The 18,447-nt window shown below is 67.8% G+C and carries 15 protein-coding genes; 7 read left to right on the top strand and 8 right to left on the bottom strand.

The features are described 5' to 3' along the window. Positions 1-110 precede the first annotated feature (110 nt). Positions 111-1,370 (top strand): tyrosine-type recombinase/integrase, encoded by a 1,260-nt coding sequence (locus tag J2X45_RS17170; RefSeq protein WP_310217183.1) that lies wholly within the window; start codon positions 111-113, stop codon positions 1,368-1,370. Beyond that, positions 1,367-2,053, top strand: a complete 687-nt coding sequence (locus J2X45_RS17165) for a hypothetical protein (RefSeq protein ID WP_310217181.1) — start codon at positions 1,367-1,369, stop codon at positions 2,051-2,053. The genes J2X45_RS17170 and J2X45_RS17165 overlap by 4 nt, the downstream gene beginning before the upstream one ends. A gap of 276 nt (positions 2,054-2,329) precedes the next feature. On the opposite strand, the gene J2X45_RS17160 is transcribed toward J2X45_RS17165, so the two are convergent. The 3 genes from J2X45_RS17160 to J2X45_RS17150 all read right to left on the bottom strand — a co-directional run bounded on the left by J2X45_RS17160 (position 2,330) and on the right by J2X45_RS17150 (position 7,026). Further along, positions 2,330-2,968: a protocatechuate 3,4-dioxygenase gene (locus J2X45_RS17160; RefSeq protein WP_310217179.1), complete on the bottom strand. Its 639-nt coding sequence runs from the start codon at positions 2,966-2,968 to the stop codon at positions 2,330-2,332. A gap of 126 nt (positions 2,969-3,094) precedes the next feature. Further along, positions 3,095-4,714 carry an AbgT family transporter gene (locus J2X45_RS17155; RefSeq protein ID WP_310217176.1) on the bottom strand — a complete coding sequence of 540 codons (1,620 nt, stop codon included), beginning with the start codon at positions 4,712-4,714 and terminating at the stop codon, positions 3,095-3,097. A gap of 335 nt (positions 4,715-5,049) precedes the next feature. Next, positions 5,050-7,026, bottom strand: a complete 1,977-nt coding sequence (locus tag J2X45_RS17150; RefSeq protein ID WP_310217173.1) for a M10 family metallopeptidase C-terminal domain-containing protein — start codon at positions 7,024-7,026, stop codon at positions 5,050-5,052. A 256-nt stretch (positions 7,027-7,282) separates the two neighbouring features. Here J2X45_RS17150 and J2X45_RS17145 point away from each other — a divergent pair, with 256 nt between their 5' ends. Further along, on the top strand, positions 7,283-8,500 hold the full coding sequence (locus tag J2X45_RS17145) for an OmpA family protein (RefSeq protein WP_310217170.1): 1,218 nt from the start codon (positions 7,283-7,285) through the stop codon (positions 8,498-8,500). A 239-nt stretch (positions 8,501-8,739) separates the two neighbouring features. Here the strand turns inward: J2X45_RS17145 and mnmD are convergent, their stop codons facing one another. From mnmD to motA, 3 genes are all read right to left on the bottom strand, one after another. Further along, the gene (mnmD, locus tag J2X45_RS17140; protein ID WP_310217168.1) at positions 8,740-10,515 is read right to left on the bottom strand and encodes a tRNA (5-methylaminomethyl-2-thiouridine)(34)-methyltransferase MnmD; all 1,776 of its coding nucleotides are present in this window, start codon (positions 10,513-10,515) and stop codon (positions 8,740-8,742) included. Between the two features lie 207 nt (positions 10,516-10,722). Further along, positions 10,723-11,049, bottom strand: a complete 327-nt coding sequence (locus J2X45_RS17135) for a hypothetical protein (RefSeq protein WP_310217165.1) — start codon at positions 11,047-11,049, stop codon at positions 10,723-10,725. Positions 11,050-11,159: 110 nt separating this feature from the next. After that, positions 11,160-12,026: a flagellar motor stator protein MotA gene (gene motA, locus J2X45_RS17130; RefSeq protein WP_310217162.1), complete on the bottom strand. Its 867-nt coding sequence runs from the start codon at positions 12,024-12,026 to the stop codon at positions 11,160-11,162. Between the two features lie 134 nt (positions 12,027-12,160). On the opposite strand from motA, the gene J2X45_RS17125 reads away from it, so the two are divergent. Next, on the top strand, positions 12,161-13,477 hold the full coding sequence (locus J2X45_RS17125) for an MFS transporter (RefSeq protein ID WP_310217160.1): 1,317 nt from the start codon (positions 12,161-12,163) through the stop codon (positions 13,475-13,477). Positions 13,478-13,601: 124 nt separating this feature from the next. Here the strand turns inward: J2X45_RS17125 and fixK are convergent, their stop codons facing one another. Then, a complete protein-coding gene (gene fixK / locus J2X45_RS17120) occupies positions 13,602-14,252 on the bottom strand; it encodes a transcriptional regulator FixK (protein WP_310217156.1) in 651 nt (216 codons plus the stop codon). Between the two features lie 173 nt (positions 14,253-14,425). Between fixK and fixT the strand changes: the two genes are divergently transcribed. Then, positions 14,426-14,803 carry an oxygen-responsive sensory/signaling system negative regulator FixT gene (fixT, locus tag J2X45_RS17115; RefSeq protein WP_310217154.1) on the top strand — a complete coding sequence of 126 codons (378 nt, stop codon included), beginning with the start codon at positions 14,426-14,428 and terminating at the stop codon, positions 14,801-14,803. A 306-nt stretch (positions 14,804-15,109) separates the two neighbouring features. Beyond that, positions 15,110-15,397, top strand: coding sequence for a hypothetical protein (locus tag J2X45_RS17110; RefSeq protein WP_310217332.1), 288 nt, complete (start codon positions 15,110-15,112; stop codon positions 15,395-15,397). Between the two features lie 349 nt (positions 15,398-15,746). On the opposite strand, the gene J2X45_RS17105 is transcribed toward J2X45_RS17110, so the two are convergent. Then, positions 15,747-16,958, bottom strand: coding sequence for a glycosyltransferase (locus tag J2X45_RS17105; protein ID WP_310217152.1), 1,212 nt, complete (start codon positions 16,956-16,958; stop codon positions 15,747-15,749). Between the two features lie 88 nt (positions 16,959-17,046). Here J2X45_RS17105 and J2X45_RS17100 point away from each other — a divergent pair, with 88 nt between their 5' ends. Next, complete coding sequence (locus J2X45_RS17100; RefSeq protein ID WP_310217150.1) at positions 17,047-18,411, top strand: glycosyltransferase family 1 protein; 1,365 nt, start codon at positions 17,047-17,049, stop codon at positions 18,409-18,411. The last annotated feature ends 36 nt before the right edge of the window (positions 18,412-18,447 follow it).

Raw genomic sequence — 18,447 nt, 5'->3', positions numbered from 1 at the left:
TCGTCGCTGCGCACTGAGATCGCGCGGGGTCGATTGACCCCGGCGCGAGTCCGTGGACTTTTGTGGGTGACTCCAGCGAGCGTAAAAGCGCTCTTTCAACCCGCAGAAGCATGCCCCGTCCGTCCAAAGGCCCCCGGCTCCACCTTCGCAGTGGTCGCGTCCACCCCAGGACCGGCAAGCCGATCCCAGACATCTACTACATCCGAGACGGACAGACTGAGATCAGCACAGGCTGCGGTCCTGATCGCCTCTCAGGCCCTGAAGGGGCAGAGGCCCAGCTCGCCGCCTACATCAGCCAGAAATGGGCGGTTCGGGCCGAGGAAGAAGAAGCTGCAGATGATCGGCGGCGGCGAGGTGACCCGTCTAAGGTCCTGATCGCCGAGGTCCTGGCCTACTACCTCAAGGGCCGGGCGCCCAAGCTGGCCGACCCCAAGGCCACCGCCGTCCGGGTCGATGCCCTGATGCGGTTCTGGGGGACCAAGAAGCTGAGCGAGGTCTATCGCTCCGAGTGCGAGGCCTATGTGGCCGAGCGCATGACCCACACGATCAAGGCCGCCCGGCGCGGCCCGGCGCTGGAAAAGCGCGTCACCGACCAGGGCGCCCGGCGCGAGCTCGAGGACCTGTCGGCCGCCATCCACTACTGGAACGGCGAGTACCCCCTGACGGTCCGGCCGAAGGTCTGGATGCCCGAGAAGCCCGACAGCCCCCGCGACGCCCTCACGCGGGGCCAGGCCGCCCAGCTGCTGCGCGCCGCCATGGGCTACCGCAACGAAGGGCTCGACGCCCAGGGCAAGATCATCTGGAAGCGCCTGGGCGCCAGCGCGATCGCCAACCGCATGCACCTGCGCCGCTTCGTTCTGATCGGCCTCTACACGGGCAACCGGCCGGCCGTGACCATGGCGATGCTGTGGCAGGAATCGCCGCTGCAGGCGTGGGTCGATCTCGACAGCGGCATGATCTGGCGGCGCGGCAAGCGCGAGAAGGATCACAAGACCAAGCGTCGGCCGGTCGTGAAGATGCCGCGCGGCCTCCTGGAGCACATGCGCCGCTGGAAGCGCCTGGACGAGGCAAAGGCGGCCGAGATCCGCGAGCGCGACAGCCTGGAGATGGCCAACAGCGTCCTGCACCACGGCGGCGCGCCGGTGGCCAAGGTGCGCAAGGGCTTCGAGGCGATCGTCGCCGACGCCGGCCTGCCGGCCGAGATCACGCCGCACTGGCTGCGGCACACCTGCTGCACCTGGTTGATGGAAGCCGACGTCCCTGCCTGGGAAGCGGCCGCCTTCGCCGGCATGACGGTCAAGGCCCTCGAGGACAACTACGGCCACCACCGGCCGACCCACCAGGCGCGCGCGCGAAAGGCTTTGGGATGAAGGCGGAGCTCACTGTCATCAACATCAACGGCGCGGCCGAGTACCTAAAGTTCATCGCCGAGATCGTCAAAGCCATCGCTTGGCCTGTCGTCGTTCTGCTGCTGGCGGCACGGTTTCACACCGCCATCCAGAATTTCGCGGCCGAGCTCGCGAAGAGAATTAAGCAGCTCACAGGCCCTGGCGGCATCAGCGCTGACTTTGACATGGGCAAGGCGGTCGAGGAACTACAGGAGGATACAGAGAGGGCGCAGACCAATCGGCCCGGCGAGTTTGAAGGGCAGCAGGAATTCATCGTCGCAGGGACGCTTCAGCCGCCTCAAATAAAGAGCGATGCCGATATGATGGCCACCGTTCTAAAGCACCAGCCGCTCAGCCCACGCGAGGTGAACGCGTATGTCATGGTGCTCGTTGTCGCTGCTTGGACCTCGATCGAAAGCGAGTTGCGGCGAGTTTGGGCGCCGATCGAGTCTTGGAAATCGAGCAGCAGCCCTGATGTCATCACCATGCTCTCGGATCTAGTGGCGCAGAATAGACTGGCCGAAACAACCGCGGGTTTGATCTCCCGGGCCTACGAGATCCGGAACAAGGTCGTCATCAACGATCACGCCAACATGAGCAGGAGCGAAGGTCTAGCTTACTACCGCACGGCTCGAAAGATCTTGAGGCTGCTGCAGAGCAAATGAACGCCCCTGGTTCCCAGTTATTTCCCAGAAACCCCACGAAAAGACGTGAACAAAACGGGGAACCAACGAACGCCAAGCGCTGAAAATTCAATGCCTTAGCGCCATGTCGCTACGTTGACATCGTAGGGGTCACAGGTTCAATCCCTGTCGCGTCCACCATTCCCCCCCACTCTCAAAGCCGAACGCTCGCGCATTTCGCGCGACTGCGTTGCCGTGCAGGTCCGGGCTGCCTCTGGCGCTTTGAGCTTTGAAGACGAGGGCGGCTGGAAGCCCGCTTCAGCCTTCCAGCATGAGCATTGTCCAGCCGAAGCGCGCCACGCCGTCGGCGCCGCGCTCCAGGGGACGGGCCAGGGTCATGGCCAGGTCGGCGGGGCTCAGCGGCGTGACCACGCGGTCCTGGGCCAGCAAGGGGTCGTCGAACATCATCTGGAAGGTGCTGCGGGCGGCCTTTCCGGTGGCGTCCATATGGATGTGCGGCGCCCGCATCCAGCCGGGTCCCGCCGGGTAGGGCGCGGGTTTGATGGTGGTGATCCGGAATTCGCCGTTTGAGTCCGTGGTCAGATTGGCGAAGCCCTGGAAGTCCGGATCCAGCGGCGCGGTGTGGGTGTCGGACGGATGGGCGTAGCGACCGGCGGCGTTGCACTGCCAGATCTCGACCTTGCCGCCCACGATCGGGCGTCCGCGCTGGTCGACCATGCGGCCCATGACCTGGATCACTTCGCCCTTGGCGCGGCCGCTGCGGCCGGCGATCCGGGTCAGATCCGCGTCGGTGTCGGTGGGGCGCAGCACCGGATAGAAGGGGCCCAGCTCCAGCGCCGGCGTGGTCGTCAGCGGCTCCTCGCCGCGCGCGGCGCCGCCGACCAGGCCCAGCGCCAAGCCGCCGGCCAACACCCTACGCCTGCTCCGATCCGTCATCGCCTTGCCCCCTAAAAGCCCGCAGGCAGCGTAGCGGCGTTCCGTCTCTCGTCAACGTGGCGCCGGTGAGGGGCTGTCGGATGAGGGCCCGAGACGCCGTGCGGCGCCTCGGGTCTTGATCGCGGACTATTTCAGCAGCCCGCCCGGCGGGGTGTAGTGAACCTGGGCCGCCGGGCCCAGCGGCCAGTCGAAGGCCACCCAGGCCAGGGTCATCAGCACGCCGGCGACCATGAAGGCCAGGGCGTAGGGCAGCATCAGGGCCAGCAGCGAGCCGACGCCCATGCTGGGATCCCAGCGCCGCGTCATGGCCAGAACCAGCGGGAAGTAGCTCATCAGCGGCGTCATGAGGTTGGTGAAGCTGTCGCCCATGCGGTAGGCGGCGGTGGTCATCTCGGGCGAGACGCCCAGCAGCATGAACATCGGCACCACGACAGGGGCCAGGGCGCTCCACTTGGCCGAGGCCGAGCCGATGAAGAGGTCCAGCACCGACGAGAAGCCCAGCACGCTGACCAGCAGCAGGGGCGCGGGCAGGTTCATCGCCTTCAAGGCTTCGGCGCCGTGGATGGCGGCGATGGGACCCAGGCGCGACCAGTTGAACATCGCCACGAAGTGGGCGGCGAAGAAGGCGAAGACGATATAGGGGGCCACCGAGCGCACCCCGTCGGCCATCATGGTCACGACGTCGCTTTCGGACTTCACCGATCCGACCCCGACGCCGTAGGCGACGCCGCTGGCCAGGAACAACATCATGAAGGCGGCGATCAGCGCGCCGTAGAATGGCGTCAGCTGGGCGGGACCGGTCTTGGTCTCGTCGATCAGCGGGGTGAACCCGGGAATGAGGCTGAGCGCCGCGAACAGGGCGACGATGGCCAGGGCTGCGAGGCCCGCGAACTTCAGGCCGCGCTTTTCGTCAGGCGTGACGGCCGACTTGGCCAGCTCCGCCTTCAGGGCGTCGTCGGCCTGACCGCCCCAGGGGCCCAGGCGCGGCTCGACCACCTTGTCGGTCAGGAACCAGGCGATCGGCGTGAAGACGATGACGATGGCCAGGATGAACCACCAGTTGCCCAGCGGGTTCATCGTCCAGGTGGGGTCGATGATCCGGGCCGCCTCCTGGGTGAAGCCGAACAGCACGACATCGAACTGGCCGGGCGTCAGATTCCCGGCGAAGCCGCCCGAGACGGCCGCGAAGCCGGCGGCGATGCCCGCCAGCGGATGGCGGCCGACGGCGGCGTAGAGCAGACCGGCCAGCGGGATGAACACCACATAGGCCGCGTCCGAAGCGTGGTGCGAGACCATGCCGATGATCACCACCAGGGGCGTGAGGATGCTCTTGGGCGCCTCGCGCAGGCTGGCGCGGATCAGGGCGCTGAACAGGCCCGAGCGCTCGGCGACGGCGGCGCCCAGAATCACCACCAGCACCAGCCCCAGTGGGGCGAAGCTGGTCAGGGTCTTGGGCATCTCGGTGAACAGGCGGGCCAGATTCGCCTCCGAGAACAGGCTGCTGGCGGCATAGGTGAGGACGCCGTTCTCAAGTTCGCCGAACTGTGGAGCTTCATCGCCCGCATAGGTGATGGACGCGGACCAGCCCAGAGCCTGCCCGATCGCCGACAGGACCATCAGGCCCAGGATCAGCCAGACGAAGATCATCACGGGTTCGGGGAGGAGATTGCCCAGTCTCTCGACGGCTCCGAGAAAACCCTTCTGGCGGGGCGGCGGAGACGTGGCGGGGGGCGCGGCGTCGCTCATTCGGCGTCCTGATCCGTTGTTGGAGCCCCCTCCATCGACATGGCTAGCGGGCGCCGCGCGCAAGGTAAAGCTGCCCGGGTGCTGAAAACGACGGGCCCTCATCGGTGAGCGGGTGATGAGCCTTGCGTCCGCTGCGCTTGGCGTGGGCAAAGCGACGCCAAACTCCATTCTGGGTATTTTGGGCTTGCTAGTCATGGCGGCCTGCGGCTAGCTCTGCGTCCCCTTCACCACCCCACCGGTGAAGCAACTCGGGCGGCGACCTTTTCGGGGGAGGGCCGCCCGCCCTTGCCCAAAAATCAGTTTTCGCGAGTCTGCGGGCGCTTGCCGTCGCCCGCTCAGGTCAGGGCGTATTCCGGCCTAGCGTAGACGCCGATGAGATCCACCCCATAGACGTCCTTGGTGGCCTGGTCGGCGAAGAAAGCCTCCGCCGACTTGGCGTACACGCCGATATCGGCCTTGCCGGCCTCGGCCATCAGCCAGCCGACCATGGCCGCCTTGGTCCCCAGGCCGTCCACGCCGTCCCGTCCGTAGGCGGCGAAGTAGTCGGCGCGGCCGTCGATCAGGGCGCGCACCTTCTCGTCGGTCGGTGTCAGGCCGAAGATGGTCGCATAGGCTTTGCGCGTCGCGTCGAACAGGCTGAGACCGCCGTAGTCGGCCGAGAACTGGGCCGCGCCTTCGCCGATCTTGCCCAGATTGACCGCGAAATTGATGTAGCGGTTCTCGAGGTTGAACGACTGATAGTAGGCGCTGTTGAGGTTGTTGGCGTTCACCCCGTCCGGATTGACCAGATAGTCCATGCCCGCGGCTGTCGGCGTCTTGCCGGTGAAGAACTGGTAGGCCAGCACAGCGACCGCGCTGGTCGAGAGCGCAGCCTTGGACACCTGATCGATCGCGTCAGAATAGCTGGTTCCGGCCGCCATCGCGGTCGCCAGGCTCTTGGTGATCGGCTCGGCTGCGGCGCTGAAGGTTTGAAGGCGCAGGATGTTGCTGATCGCGGTCGCGACGCGGCTGTCGACCAGCGCGACGGTCCGGTCGGCGAAGGCCATGAACTCGATGTTCAGCAGGCTGTCGGTCCCGTCGCCGCCGGCGCGATCCAGCACCGTCCAGGCGCCGTTCGCGCCGGCGGTGAGGGTGTAGCCGCCATAGGCGCCGGAAAAGACGGCCGTATCGACGCCCCGTCCGCCGTCCAGGATATCGGCGCCCGCCCCGCCCGTGAGCCGGTTGCCGACCGCGTTGCCGTTGATGGTGTCGGCGGCCGAACCGCCAATGGCGTTCTCGATCACCGCGTTCATGGCGATGGTGACGTTGCCCTTCAGCCCGCCGACGCTGGAGAAGTAGCCCGACCGCAGGTCGATGGTCTGGGCGACGCGGTAGCCGGAGAAGTCCAGGGTGTCGACGCCGCCCGCGTCCCAGACCGCGAACACCAGACGGCTCGAGGATGAGGTGGCCAGGAACCAGTCGCGCTCCGCCGTTGAGTTGAAGCCATACACCGTATCGCCGGTACGGGTGGTCATGTTGGCGCCATAGGCCAGCTGGGCGGCGGCGATGTCGTCGAGCAGAGGCGACGACGCGTAGGCCCCGGAGAAGGAGCCTCCCGTGTTCGCCTCCCCGAAATAGGACATCACCGTGTACTGGCGGCTGTCTTGGTAATAGGTGGCGTCCTTGGAGTAGGTCAGGGTTTCGTCGGCGCTGGCGTTGTATTCGCTGGGGTGGGCCAGGCCGATGGCATGTCCCAGTTCGTGCACCAGCACCATGCCGCCATAGTTGGAGCCGGTCGGATTGGTGTTGTAGCTCGCCGTCGACTTGATCCAGACGTCGCCGGACCGACTGCTGACCGCAGTGTTGCCAGGGTAGTAGGCGAAACCGGCCGAGCCGTCGCTTCCCGTGCTGAAGTTGGCGAACAGGATCGAGGCGTTGTTGCTATAGGCTTCAGGGCCGGACGTGCCTTCTCCGACCCGCACGAACGTGATGTTCGCCACGTCTGACCAGGACTGCAGCGCCTTCTCGGCCTGGAGAATCTGGGCGGCGTTGAACTGGGAAAAGCCGCCGGTGTCGGTCGGCATGGTCGCCGGCGCCGTTTCGCGGAACGCGTAGGTCACGGTGGCGGGTATGAGGAATTGGTTCGACCAGCCCGGCTCGCTGCGCAGCAGCTGCAGGGCGGCCTCGGGGACCGTCAGGCTCTTCTTGCCTGCGACGGTTCCTTCGCGCGAGTCCGCGTCGACAAAGGCGTGGGGACCCTCGCCGCCCCAGACGGCGGCGGAGATGTCATCCCCGTGGAGGTTCAGGCCAAACCGCTCGCACTGAATACACACCGACGCGCTCCACTCACCAACCAGGCGAGTATGGAGAAACCGATTTTCTTCTGCAATCTTAGCTATTTGCGACAGTTTCGCACGGCGCCGAGCAACCCATAGCTTCGCTGTGGCATGGCGCGTCTCGCCACATTTTTCGCAATTTCGCCGATTTTGTTGCTCTGGCGCCACACCTGAATCCGCGCATGGCGCGTTTGTGCTCCAGGTCCCGGGGAAGATGTCGGGTCCGCGACTTTCGTAGGAAGAGGGTTTTCAAATGAACATGCGGTTGCTGGTCGGCGTCGCGGCGGTAGCGCTCTGCGCCGCCTCGGGCGCTTCGGCCCAAAGCGCCCTGAGCGGCTGGTACGTCGCGGGCGACGCCGGCTATCACGAGCCGAAGGACGTCAAGGCGACGTCCTCGAACGGCTATCAGTGGAACTTCAACGCCGACAAGGATTGGGCCGCCTTTGGCCGCTTCGGCTACAAGTTCTCTCCGAACTGGCGGGTTGAAGCCGAATACGGCTATCGCCCCAGCGATATGGAAGGCGTGCGCGGCGCCGGTCTGAGCGGCGCCCAGCCAATCGGCCTTTGCGCTCCGGGCGTGGCCCGGACCTCCGCCGCTCCGGATTGCGTCGCGCCGAACGGCAAGCTCAAGGCTTCCACCCTGATGGCTAATGTCATCTTCGACATGGGCGGCGACTCGCGCTTCAGCCCGTTCATCGGCGTCGGCGCCGGTACGGCCTGGGTGCACAACAAGGTCTATGGCCAGCTGTCGGGCGTTCCGGCGGGCGCGGCCATCTACCAGAACACCAACTTCGACGACGTGGACCAAGCGTTCGCCATGCAAGGCCTCCTGGGCGTGGCCTGGAACTTCGCCGACAACTGGTCGATGGACCTGACGGGCCGCTACCTGCGGACCTCGAAGCTCGACTGGGGCTCGGTGACGCAGAACACCGGTCCGGCCGGCGGTTCGATCACCGACGTCGGCACGTTCTCGGGCCGCTACAAGGACACCTCGGTGACCCTGGGCCTGCGCTACACCTTCGGCGCCCCGCCGCCGCCGCCGCCGCCACCGCCCGTGCTGCCGCCGCCGCCGCCTCCGCCCCAGCCGGCTCCCCCGCCGCCGCCTCCGCCGCCGCCGGCCGCTCCGGCCTATGAGGCGCGTGAGTTCGTGGTCTACTTCCCGTTCGATCAGTACGTGCTGACGCCGGAAGCCCAGGCCGTGGTCCAGCAGGCCGCCGAATACGCCAAGGGCGGTTCCGCCACCCGCGTCGTGGTGACCGGCCACACCGACACCTCGGGTTCTGACGCCTACAACCGCAAGCTCTCGGAGCGCCGTGCGCGCGCCGTGGCCGACGGTCTGGTGAGCATGGGCCTGAACGCCACCACCGTGGCGGTCGACTGGAAGGGCGAAAGCGCTCCGGCCGTCGCCACCGGCGATGGCGTCAAGGAGCCGCTGAACCGCCGCTCGGCGGTCTCGATCAACTTCCAATAAGGATGTTCTGATCGACGGAATGGGGGGCTGGCCGCAAGGCCGGCCCCTTTTCTGTTGCGTGAGACCGTCCAACGAAAAGACGCTCCCGATGGGGCGTCGGGAGCGTCTGATCCGGCGGGCCAAGAGGGCGGCGGTCCGCCGTCACGTGGCCGGCTATGAAGGGGGCGCCGGCCAGATGTGTTCTCGTGGGGCCCGGAGCGCGCCAACGTCGCCAACGACGCTCCGATAACCGTGTTCGACTATACGCCGATGCGCGTCACAGGCGAGTCGAAACGCGTCAGTTTGAGCAGGTGCGACAATTGGCGCGGAAGCGGTGAGGGAACGCCGAGCAACCGGGCGACCAGATGCTCGGCGAGCAGCGGCGCGAGGCAGAACCCGCGCGAGCCCAGGCCGGTCAGGACGATCACGCCGTCTTCGCGGACGTCCGCCAGCGGCAGCCGGTCGGGCGTGGTGGCGCGAACAGCCGCTCGCCCCTCGAAGGTCGACCCCGTCAGGCGCTCGGCCAGGGCCGGCAGGCCCTTGGCCAAGGTCGCGAGGTTTCGGGCATGGTCCTCCGGACGCACGTCGGTCTGGACGTCGTCCCGGTCGTGCGTGGCGCCGAACAGCAATCCGTCGCGGGTGGGGATCGCATAACCGCCGAAGGCGGCCGGGGGCGTCGCCTGGCCGCGCGTCCAGCTGGCCTGGCCTCGTACGGGTCGCAGCGGCGCGTTCGCCAGCAAATCCGCCCCCGCCGCGCCGCCGGCCAGGGCCAGCCGATCGGCGCGCGTGATCAATTCACCGGCGGCATCGAGCAACCGCCAGCCTTCGCCGTCGCGTTCAACCTTCGCCACCCCGCGCCGTACGACGGGACCCGCCCAGGCCGTCGTCACCTCGGCCGGCGCGATCACCCGCGCACCCGCCATGGCCAGAGCCGGTGTGGGGGTCTCCAGGCGAGCGTGGGTGTCTTCGGCGTCCAGTGTCCGCATGTCGCCCGGTTCGAACAGGTCTTGTCCCGCCACCGTGGCGAAACGGGCCGGATCACGCTCGCCGGCGGCCAGTTGCAGCACCTCGCGCGCGATCACCGCCTGGGGCTCGGCCTCGTACAGCGCCACGGCGCGGGCCAGGGCCTGGGCGTAGAGCGCCGCGCGCGGACCGCCGCCGGCGTCCAGCGCCGGGGTCACCAGAGCGGCGGGATTGCCCGAAGCGCCGAACGTGTCCGGGTCATCGACGACCACCACGGAGAGGCCCTCGGCCCGCGCCGCTCGCGCCAGCGAAGTCCCGGCGATTCCACCCCCGATGATGGCCAGGGTCTCGGGCCGCCGCGCCGCTGGACGAACGCCGGGGCGCCACGCTTCCAGACGTTCGCGCTTGCGGCCAAAGCCGGGGCGCTTGGCGATCTCGAAACCCGCCGCCGAGAGGCCGCGACGCACCGCGCCAGCCACTGTGAAGGTGGCCGCCCGCGCGCCGGGCGCCGAGCGCGCGCCGACCGCCGCCAGCACCTCATCGCGCCACATCGCCGGGTTAAGGGCCGGAGAGAAGCCGTCCAGGAACCACGCGTCCGCCAGGCCGTCCCAGGCCTCCAGCGCTTCGATCACGTCCATCACCGCCAGGTCCAGCACCGCGTCGAAGCCAGGAAGGTCCACGCGATGGAAGCCTCGCGCGCGGCCGGGCCAGTGGTCCAGCAGCACCCGCGCGGCCTCCCCCAACTCAGGCCAGTACGCGAGAATCCGCGCGGCCTCGTCCCGCGACAAGGGGTGAGCCTCGATCGAGAAGATGTGCAATCGCCCGCCGGGCGGCTTTTCGCGACGCCAGAGGTCGAGCAGGGCGGCGATATTGAGCCCCGAACCGAAGCCCAGCTCACCGACCACGAAGTCGCGTCGCTCGGCGAAGCGTTCGGGCAGCCCGCAGCCGGCCAGGAACACCGCCCGCGTCTCGGCCAGACCGTCGACGCTGGAGAAGTAGACGTCGCCGTAGAGGCTGGACTGCGGCAGGCCGTCGTCGCGCCAGACCAGCGGGGAGGGGGCGGTGGGATCCATGGGGTTGCTAGAGCGCGGCGCGGGGGACGGGGTCAAGTTGGTTCCTGGCGAGGCCATCCCAATCCGAACTCCCCGGCGGAGGCTAGGGCCCAGATCCATCCCGAGCGTCAGACGCAAAAGCGCCCTCCGCCGAGGATCGACGAAGGGCGCTGTGGTTTCGATCTGGGCCCCGGCCTCCGCCGGGGAGATCGGTATTTCGCTGAGGGCTTAGTGCGCGGCCTTCTTCTCTTCCGGCTTGGCGGCTGCGGCCGGGGCGGCCGCGTCAGCGGGCGCGGTGGTCGAGGCGGCGCCCGTGGCGGCGGCGTCGGCCGGATCGACCGGGGCGGCGGCGGCGTCGGCGGCGGCCTTGTTAGCGTCGGCGGCGGCCTGGTCCTTGGCCGAGGCCGCGTCGGTCACGGTCGAGGCGTCAGCGGCGGCGGCCTTGGCGGCGGCGTCTTCAGCGCCGCCTTCTTCCTTCTTGCCGCAGGCGGTCAGCGACAGGGCCGAGACGGCGACGCCTGCGATCAGCAGCTTACGGATCATGGTGGAGGTCATGCGGTTTCCCCTTCGACTGGCCGCGTCGCCTTGGCGGCGACGTCTTCGCCCCGATAGGAATACCGGTTCGAACGACCGCGCAAGTTACGAGTCGGTAGGGAGCCGTCGACCTATTCGTTCGGCATCTGCGACAGGGCTTCTTCCAACTCGGCGAAGCTGGGCTGGCAGGCGGTCGGCACGTTGCCGCGACCGATTTCGACCGAGATCTGCGCGGCGTTGCCGTGCAGGTGGGCGACCAGGACGGCCTGGATGATCTTGTAGAAGGCGTGGTCCTCGTCGAGCACCGCGCCCAGGCGCGTGGCCATCGGACCGACCAGGCCATAGGCCATGAACACGCCCATGAACGTACCCACCAGAGCGCCGCCGATCATGGTGCCCAGCACCGCCGGCGGCTCGGTGATCGAGCCCATGGTCTTGATGACGCCCAGCACGGCGGCCACGATGCCCAGAGCCGGCAGACCGTCGGACAGCTGCGTCAGCGCGTGGGCCGCCTGGTGGGCTTCGTGATGGTGCTTTTCGAGCTGCTTCTCCATCGCGTCCTCGACCTGGTGGGGGTCTTCCAGGTTCATGGTCATCATCCGCAGCGTGTCGCAGATGAAGTCGACGGCGAAGTGGTCGTGAGCGATCTTGGGGTAGCGCGAGAAGATCGAGCTTTCCTGCGGCTTCTCGATGTGGGCTTCCAGGGCGATGACGCCCTTGGACTTCATCGTCTTGGTCAGCAGGAACAACAGGCTGAGCAGGTCGCGATAGTCCTGCGCCTTCCACTTGGGGCCTTTGAAGATCGTGCCGAAGCCCGACAGGGTGGCCTTGATCACGGTCATCGAGTTCGAGATCAGGAACGCGGCGACGCCGGCGCCGCCGATGGCCATCAGTTCGTGCGGCGCGGCGTGAATGATCACGTCCATCTTGCCGCCCGAGATGATGTACGAGCCGAACACCAGTGCGAACAGCAGAACGATGCCGATGATCTGGAACATGGCCTAGGCGCACCCCGAGTTTGACGGCGCATCATCGCGGTTAATGATTAATCCAAGGTTCTCGCCGTTCAGCGCGTGGCCCGGCGGCCCGCGACACGTTGCGCGGGCGGGGACGCGGGTCTAACGGTTGTTTGATGACTGCGAAAACTCAAGACGGCCGGAGCAACCGGCGGGCGTTCGCCATCCTCTTCGGCGTGTCGGTGGCGACCGCCCTGGGGAACACCGGCATGTTGTCGGTGCTGCCGGCGATCGGTCGCGAAATTGGCATCCCCGACGCGCTGGTCGCGGGGATCTTCTCGCTGTCGGCGGTGCTCTGGGCGGTGACCTCGCCGTTCTGGGCGCGGCAATCGGACCTGCGTGGGCGCAAGCCGCTGATCATGCTGGGCTTGGCCGGCTTTGCGGTCTCGATGACGTTGTGCGCGATCGTGGTCTCTGCGGGCCTGCACCATCTGGCGCCGCCGATGGTGATCTTCGTGCTGTTCCTGCTGGCGCGGGCGCTGTTCGGCGGGTTCGGCTCGGCGGCCAATCCCGCCACCCAGGCCTATCTGGCTGAGCGGACCAGTCGCGAGGAGCGCACCCAGACGATGGCCAGTCTGGCCGGCGCGTTTGGCCTGGGGACGGTGGTGGGGCCGCTGCTGGCCCCGCTGTTCGTACTGCCCATCATCGGATTGGCGGGCCCGATGGTCGCGTTCGCAGCCCTGGCGGCGGCGATGCTGGTGGTGGTCCACCGCGGCCTGCCCGAGACCTTCAAGCCGGGCGGCGGCGAGACTCCGCCGCGGCGACGCAGCCTGGGGCTCCCCTGGCGGGGCGAGAGCGCGGCGCTGTGGAAGGATCCGCGCCTCAAGCCTTTTCTGATCTTCGGCTTCCTCGTCGCAACCTGCCAGACGGCCCAGACCCAGACCCTGGGCTTTCTGATCATCGACAAGCTGGGCCTGTCGCCGATCAAGGCGCAGGGCTTCATCACCCTGGCCATGGCGGCCGGCGCGGTGGCGGGTCTTCTCGCGCAATGGGGCCTGATCCGGATGTTCCGCATGGGGCCGCGCGAGCTGATGCGCTGGGGCGTCGGGGCCGCCGCCTTGGGCAACATCATTGTCGCCTTCGCGCCGGACTACGCGGCCGTGGCCATTGGCTACGCCATCGCCAGCCTTGGCTACGGCTTCGCCCGGCCGGGCTTCACGGCGGGGGCGTCGCTGTCGGTCGAGGCCAAGGACCAGGCCGGCGCGGCTGGGGCGATCGCCGCGATCAACGGCCTGAACGTGGTCGTCGCCCCGCTGTTCGTGCTGCTCTACGAGCAGATCGGCTGGGCGCCGTTCGTGCTCAACACGGTGATCCTGCTGGCCATGCTGGTCTACGCGATGCGGCAGGTCATGCTGCGCTCGGTCAACCAGGGCGACGCCGACGAGGAGGCCGCCATCGCCGGCCTGGAGCGGTCCGACGAGGGCGGGGTCTAACCCGCCGGGTCTTAGAGCCTGTCTGGTTTAGATGGAGTCATCTAAACCAGATAAACAGGCTCTATTTCATACACTTAGAGCGCGTTCGAGCGGTTTAACCGCTCACAGTTAAACCTAACGCGCTCTAGGCGACCAGGCGCTCCAGCGCCCGGCGATCCTTCAGCACCATGTGGCGGACGGTCGGCAGCGCGATCAGGCCTTCCTCCTGCAGCGCGGTCAGGGTGCGCGAGACGGTCTCGATGGTCAGGCCCAGATAGTCGGCCATGTCCTGGCGGCTCATCGGCACGTCCAGTTCGGCGTCGGCGCGGGTGCGGGCGGCGATGTCCAGCAGCAGGCCCACGACACGTTCCTGGGCCGAGCGGCGGCCCAGCATCAGCACGTGGTCCTGGCAGCGCTGCAGGCCCTCGGCGGTCAGGCGGAACAGGGCCCGGGCCGCGTCGCCGCGCTGGGCGGCCAGGTCGCTGAGCGCGCCTCGGCGGATCATCCGCACTGTGGCGTCGGACATGGCCTCGGCGTTGATCCGGTGGGTCTCGGTCATCTCCAGGCCGAAATAGTCGCCTGCGAAGTGGAACTCGTCGATCTGGCGACGGCCGTCCCGCAGGATCCGGTAGGTGCGCACCGAACCCGACACGACCTGATAGACGTAGTCGGCCGCCTCGCCCTCGCCGAAGATTTCCTCGTCGCGGTGAAAGCGCGCGCAGGCTCCCGGCGCGGGCAGCACGGCGTCGAAGAAATGGTCGTTGTCGAGCGTCTTGGCGCGGATCGGAGACAGCATGGGAAACCCCCTCGTTTGTTGTGGGTTTTTTGCGCCATCTCAAACCGATCCGATATTCGGGGCATGCGCCTAAGGGGGGCTCGCTAAGGGGAGTCCCTTAGGCGGCGACTCGGAGGCGAACGATTTTGACTCCGATCAAGGCCGCTCCGACCCGAGTGTGACGTGATGCGGCTATGTGCGACCGGCCCGACCTGTCGGACGGCGAAACAGACCGTCCCATGATCCTCCTCCTGGTGGAGGACGAGGCCCTGCGTGATGCGTTGCGGTTTTCTCTGGAAACCGACGGTTACGCGGTGCGCGCGCCGGTGGACACCCATAGCTGTCTGGCCTGTTCGGAATGTCGCGCGGCGGCCTGCGTCGTGATCGACGACGGCGACGCCAGCTTGCCCCCGCCAACGCCAGGGCGGCCGACCATCGTGCTGACCGGCGACGCCCAGCGCCTGACCCGGCGGGGCGTGACCGGCGTCACCCTGGTCGAAAAGCCGCTCCTGGACGACAAACTGGGGCGCGAGCTCTCGGCTCTTCTGGCCCGCGCAGCGCCCGGGCTTTAGGCCTCGGCGACGCTACGCCTGATGAGTTTGGCCAGATGGCTCGCCAAGCGGACACCCCCTAGGATGAAGATGACCCCGAGGTGCATCAGCAGGGTCGCCAGGGCCAGCGCCGCCAGAAGCACCGCCACCGGGGCCTGCGGACCCAGCAGGAAAACCATCAGATTGCCGAACACCAGGTCCTTGTTGGCCAGCAGCGGAATGCGCGAGACCAGATAACGGACGGCCATCAGCACCAGCCAAAGCTCGGATGCGACCTCGGGCAGGGCGATCCGCCAGATCATCACGGTCAGGGCGGTCGAAACGACGATGCGCAGCGCATGGGCGCTGGTGACGAACAGCAGAAGACGGGCCGACAACGAGAACACCCAGCGGCCGAAAACCACCAGTCCGATCGAGATGGCGACGGGGATCAGACCGGACCACAGCGCCGGTCCGAGTTGCTTGACCAGGCCCAGCTCGGTGAGTTGCGTGACGCTGACGGCGGTCAGCGCCAGGGTCAGGAGGTTGCCCAGCAACGCCGATATGATGCTGGCGTCCTTGATGGCCGCAAACGGCGCGACACCCGTCCCGCTCATCCGGCGGGCCCATACATAAAGATAGGCCTGGCCGCTGTAGCCCAGCACGGTCTCGTTGATCACGTTCTTCAGCAGCAGGACGCCAAAGCCGGACCAGGGCAGGTTCCAGGTCCGGCGATAGACGGCGAAATCGCAGATCGGCTGGGTCAGATACAGCAGCACCATGGCCGGCCAGACGGCGAGCGGCAGCTGAGCGATCATCTTCAGCGCGTGGGCCGTCGCGTCGTCCAACTGGAACAGGATCGCCACGACCAGGCCCGCCGATACGGCGACGCCGGCGATGTTCCACCAGAGCGAAGGGCGCTTGGGCGTCCAAGCGTCCTGGCTCTCCGATGGAGACATGGGAGCTTCGGATGGCGCTGTGGTGGTCAAGGCCTGGCGCCTCGGGCGGTGGGGGCTTTGACCATGGCGGTTGGATCCCAGGCCTGCTTCGCGATCGACTGGTAGTGATCGAAAAGCTCGGCGAAGTGGTCGATGTCATGCCTGACGCCGTCCGCCGCCGCCAGCGCGCCAGTCTTTAGCGTTTCAGGATCGCGCGCGAACAGGCGGAGAAGGGCGGCGGCGGCGGCGTCCGGATCGCCTGACCGGTAGATCTCGGCGCTCTCGGGGCGGGCGAGATCGGCGAAACCGCCGCGATCGGGGCCGACCAGGGGCAGGCCGCTGGCCATCGCTTCGGCGGGCAGCAGGCCAAAGGTCTCCGAGTCGCAGCCGTGCGCCAGCACGTCCGCGCTGGCCAGGTGGGCCGCCAGCAGGGGCCGATCCCGGATCGGCGGGATGATGTGGACGTTCGGTTGACCGGCGGCCGCGCGCCGGACGCGGGCGCGATCGATGCCGTCGCCGACCACCACCAGACCGATCGGCGTGGTCTTTGAGGCCTTCACGGTCGCTTCGATCACCATCGGCCAGCGCTTCTCGGGATGGAACCGTCCAACCGCCAGGGCCAGCTTGGCGTCATGGGGCATGCCGCAGGCCTCCAAGAGACGCGCCCGGAGCGCCTCGTCCCGTAAGGTGGGCGAGAACGCGCCCCGATCGATCCCCAGCGGGATGCCCGCGACGGGACCCAGGCCGTGCTGCTCGAAGCGCTGGGCCAGCCAGTGTCCGCCGGCGACGGCCGAATCGAAATGGCGACGCAGGGACCGCAGATACCGCCAGAACCACGCGAACCATTGGTCGATGCGCTCGGGGCTGGCGATGCGGCCGAACCAGCGCTGCGGATAGATCGCCACGGGGTCGGCGTGCATGAACATCGCCCGCGCGGCGCGCCCGCGCCACCGAGCGACGACCCATGCCCCGCGCCAGGGCGACGAGCCCTCCACCAAGTCCGGAGCCAGGGCGTCCAGGTGTTTGTGCACCGGCGCGGCGTCCCAGAACATGTAGTAGTTGGCGTCGAACGGCAGGCGCGGTGCGCGCACCCAGATCACGCCGCCGGACGGGCGCGGCTCGAAGCGGTCTTCGGGCCCGGGGGCGATGACGAAAAGCTCGTGGCCAAGCTGGGCGGCCACTTCGAGCTTGCGGTCGATGTAGGTCCGAACGCCTCCGCCCGTGGGCGAATAGAACTCGGCGACGTCCACGATCCGCATCCGGCGGTCCCCCAGAACAACACTTCCGCCACCGGTAGATCAGTACCGTGACGGTCGTGCGTCGGAGACCTTCACAAAACCGACGGCGTTGGCTGCTCTAAGTCGCGATCTGAGCTGCTTCCGGGGGGGAGCGGAACCGCCTGGGCGACGTCCGAGGCGCTCACAGGAAAGCACGGCGATGGACACCAAGGCCTCGATGTTCGCCCCTGGCGCGCGCCCGGCGCGGATCGCCCTGTTTTCCGGCAACTACAACTACACGCTCGACGGGGCCAACAAGTCGCTGAACAGGCTGGTCGACCACGTGCAGCGCACGACGGGCGCGCAGGTTCGGATCTATTCGCCGACTTCGTCCACGCCGGCCTTCGCCCCCGTCGGCGACCTTGTTTCAGTGCCCTCAGTCACCCTGCCGTTTCGCAGGGACTATCGCTTGGCGCTGGGTCTTCCGCCGTCTGTGCGGCGTGACATCGAGGCCTTCGCCCCCGACCTCATTCACCTGTCGGCGCCTGACCTGCTCGGATCGGCCGCGCTGAAACTGGGGCGGAGCCTGAAGACGCCTGTGGTCGCGAGCCTGCATACGCTGTTCGACTCCTATCTCGACTACTACGGACTGGGCGGTTTACGCGCCCTGGCGCGGCGTCGGCTCTGGCGGTTCTACGGCGCATGCGACTATGTGATGACGCCCACCGAGGCGATCGGCGATGAGCTCCGCGCGCAGCGCCTGGGCGTTCAGGTCCGGACCTGGGCGCGCGGCGTGGACGCCGAGCTCTTCAATCCGGCGCGACGCAGCAAGACCTGGCGCGCAGCCCAGGGCTTTGACCCTGATCGACCCGTGATCGTGTTCCTCGGGCGTCTGGTGATGGAGAAGGGTCTGGCGGCGTTCGCCGACACGATCGACCGGCTCGCGGCGGCGGGGCCTGCGCCGCAGGTGCTCATCATCGGGGATGGACCCGCCCGAGCCTGGTTCCAGGACCGGCTGCCGACGGCGACCTTCGCGGGCTTCCTGACGGGCGAGGCGCTCGCTACGGCGCTGGCCAGCGGCGACATCTTCCTTAATCCCAGCACGACCGAGACTTTCGGCAACGTCAATCTGGAGGCGATGGCGTCGGGCCTGGCCATGGTCTGCGCCGACGCGCCCAATACCCGGGCGCTGCTGCGCGATGGCCGGGATGCGATCCTCTGCGCGCCGAGCGATCCGGCGCGCTATGCGCAGGCGGTGCAGGGGCTCTGTCAGGATCACGACCGCCTGCGTCGCATGGGCGCCAAGGCTCTGGATCGCAGCGCGGCCTATCGCTGGACCGAGATCCTCGACGAGGTCGTGCAGGTCTACGCCGAGGCCTTGGAAGCGCACGCGCGGACGCCCAGCCGGTCTGAGACGACGCCTGAGGCCCGGCTCTGGGGGCAGGGGCGCGCGGGGCGCGTCGACGCCCAGGCCGCCGCCTTGTCCGTCCGCTAGCGCTGCATCCTGAAAGGCTCTCGAGACGACGAGCTC

The sequence above is a fragment of the Caulobacter sp. BE264 genome (assembly GCF_031457805.1).
Taxonomy (GTDB): Bacteria; Pseudomonadota; Alphaproteobacteria; order Caulobacterales; family Caulobacteraceae; genus Caulobacter.
The sequence above is the reverse complement of the archived record's forward strand: the minus strand, read 5'-3'. Positions and strand labels throughout refer to the sequence as shown.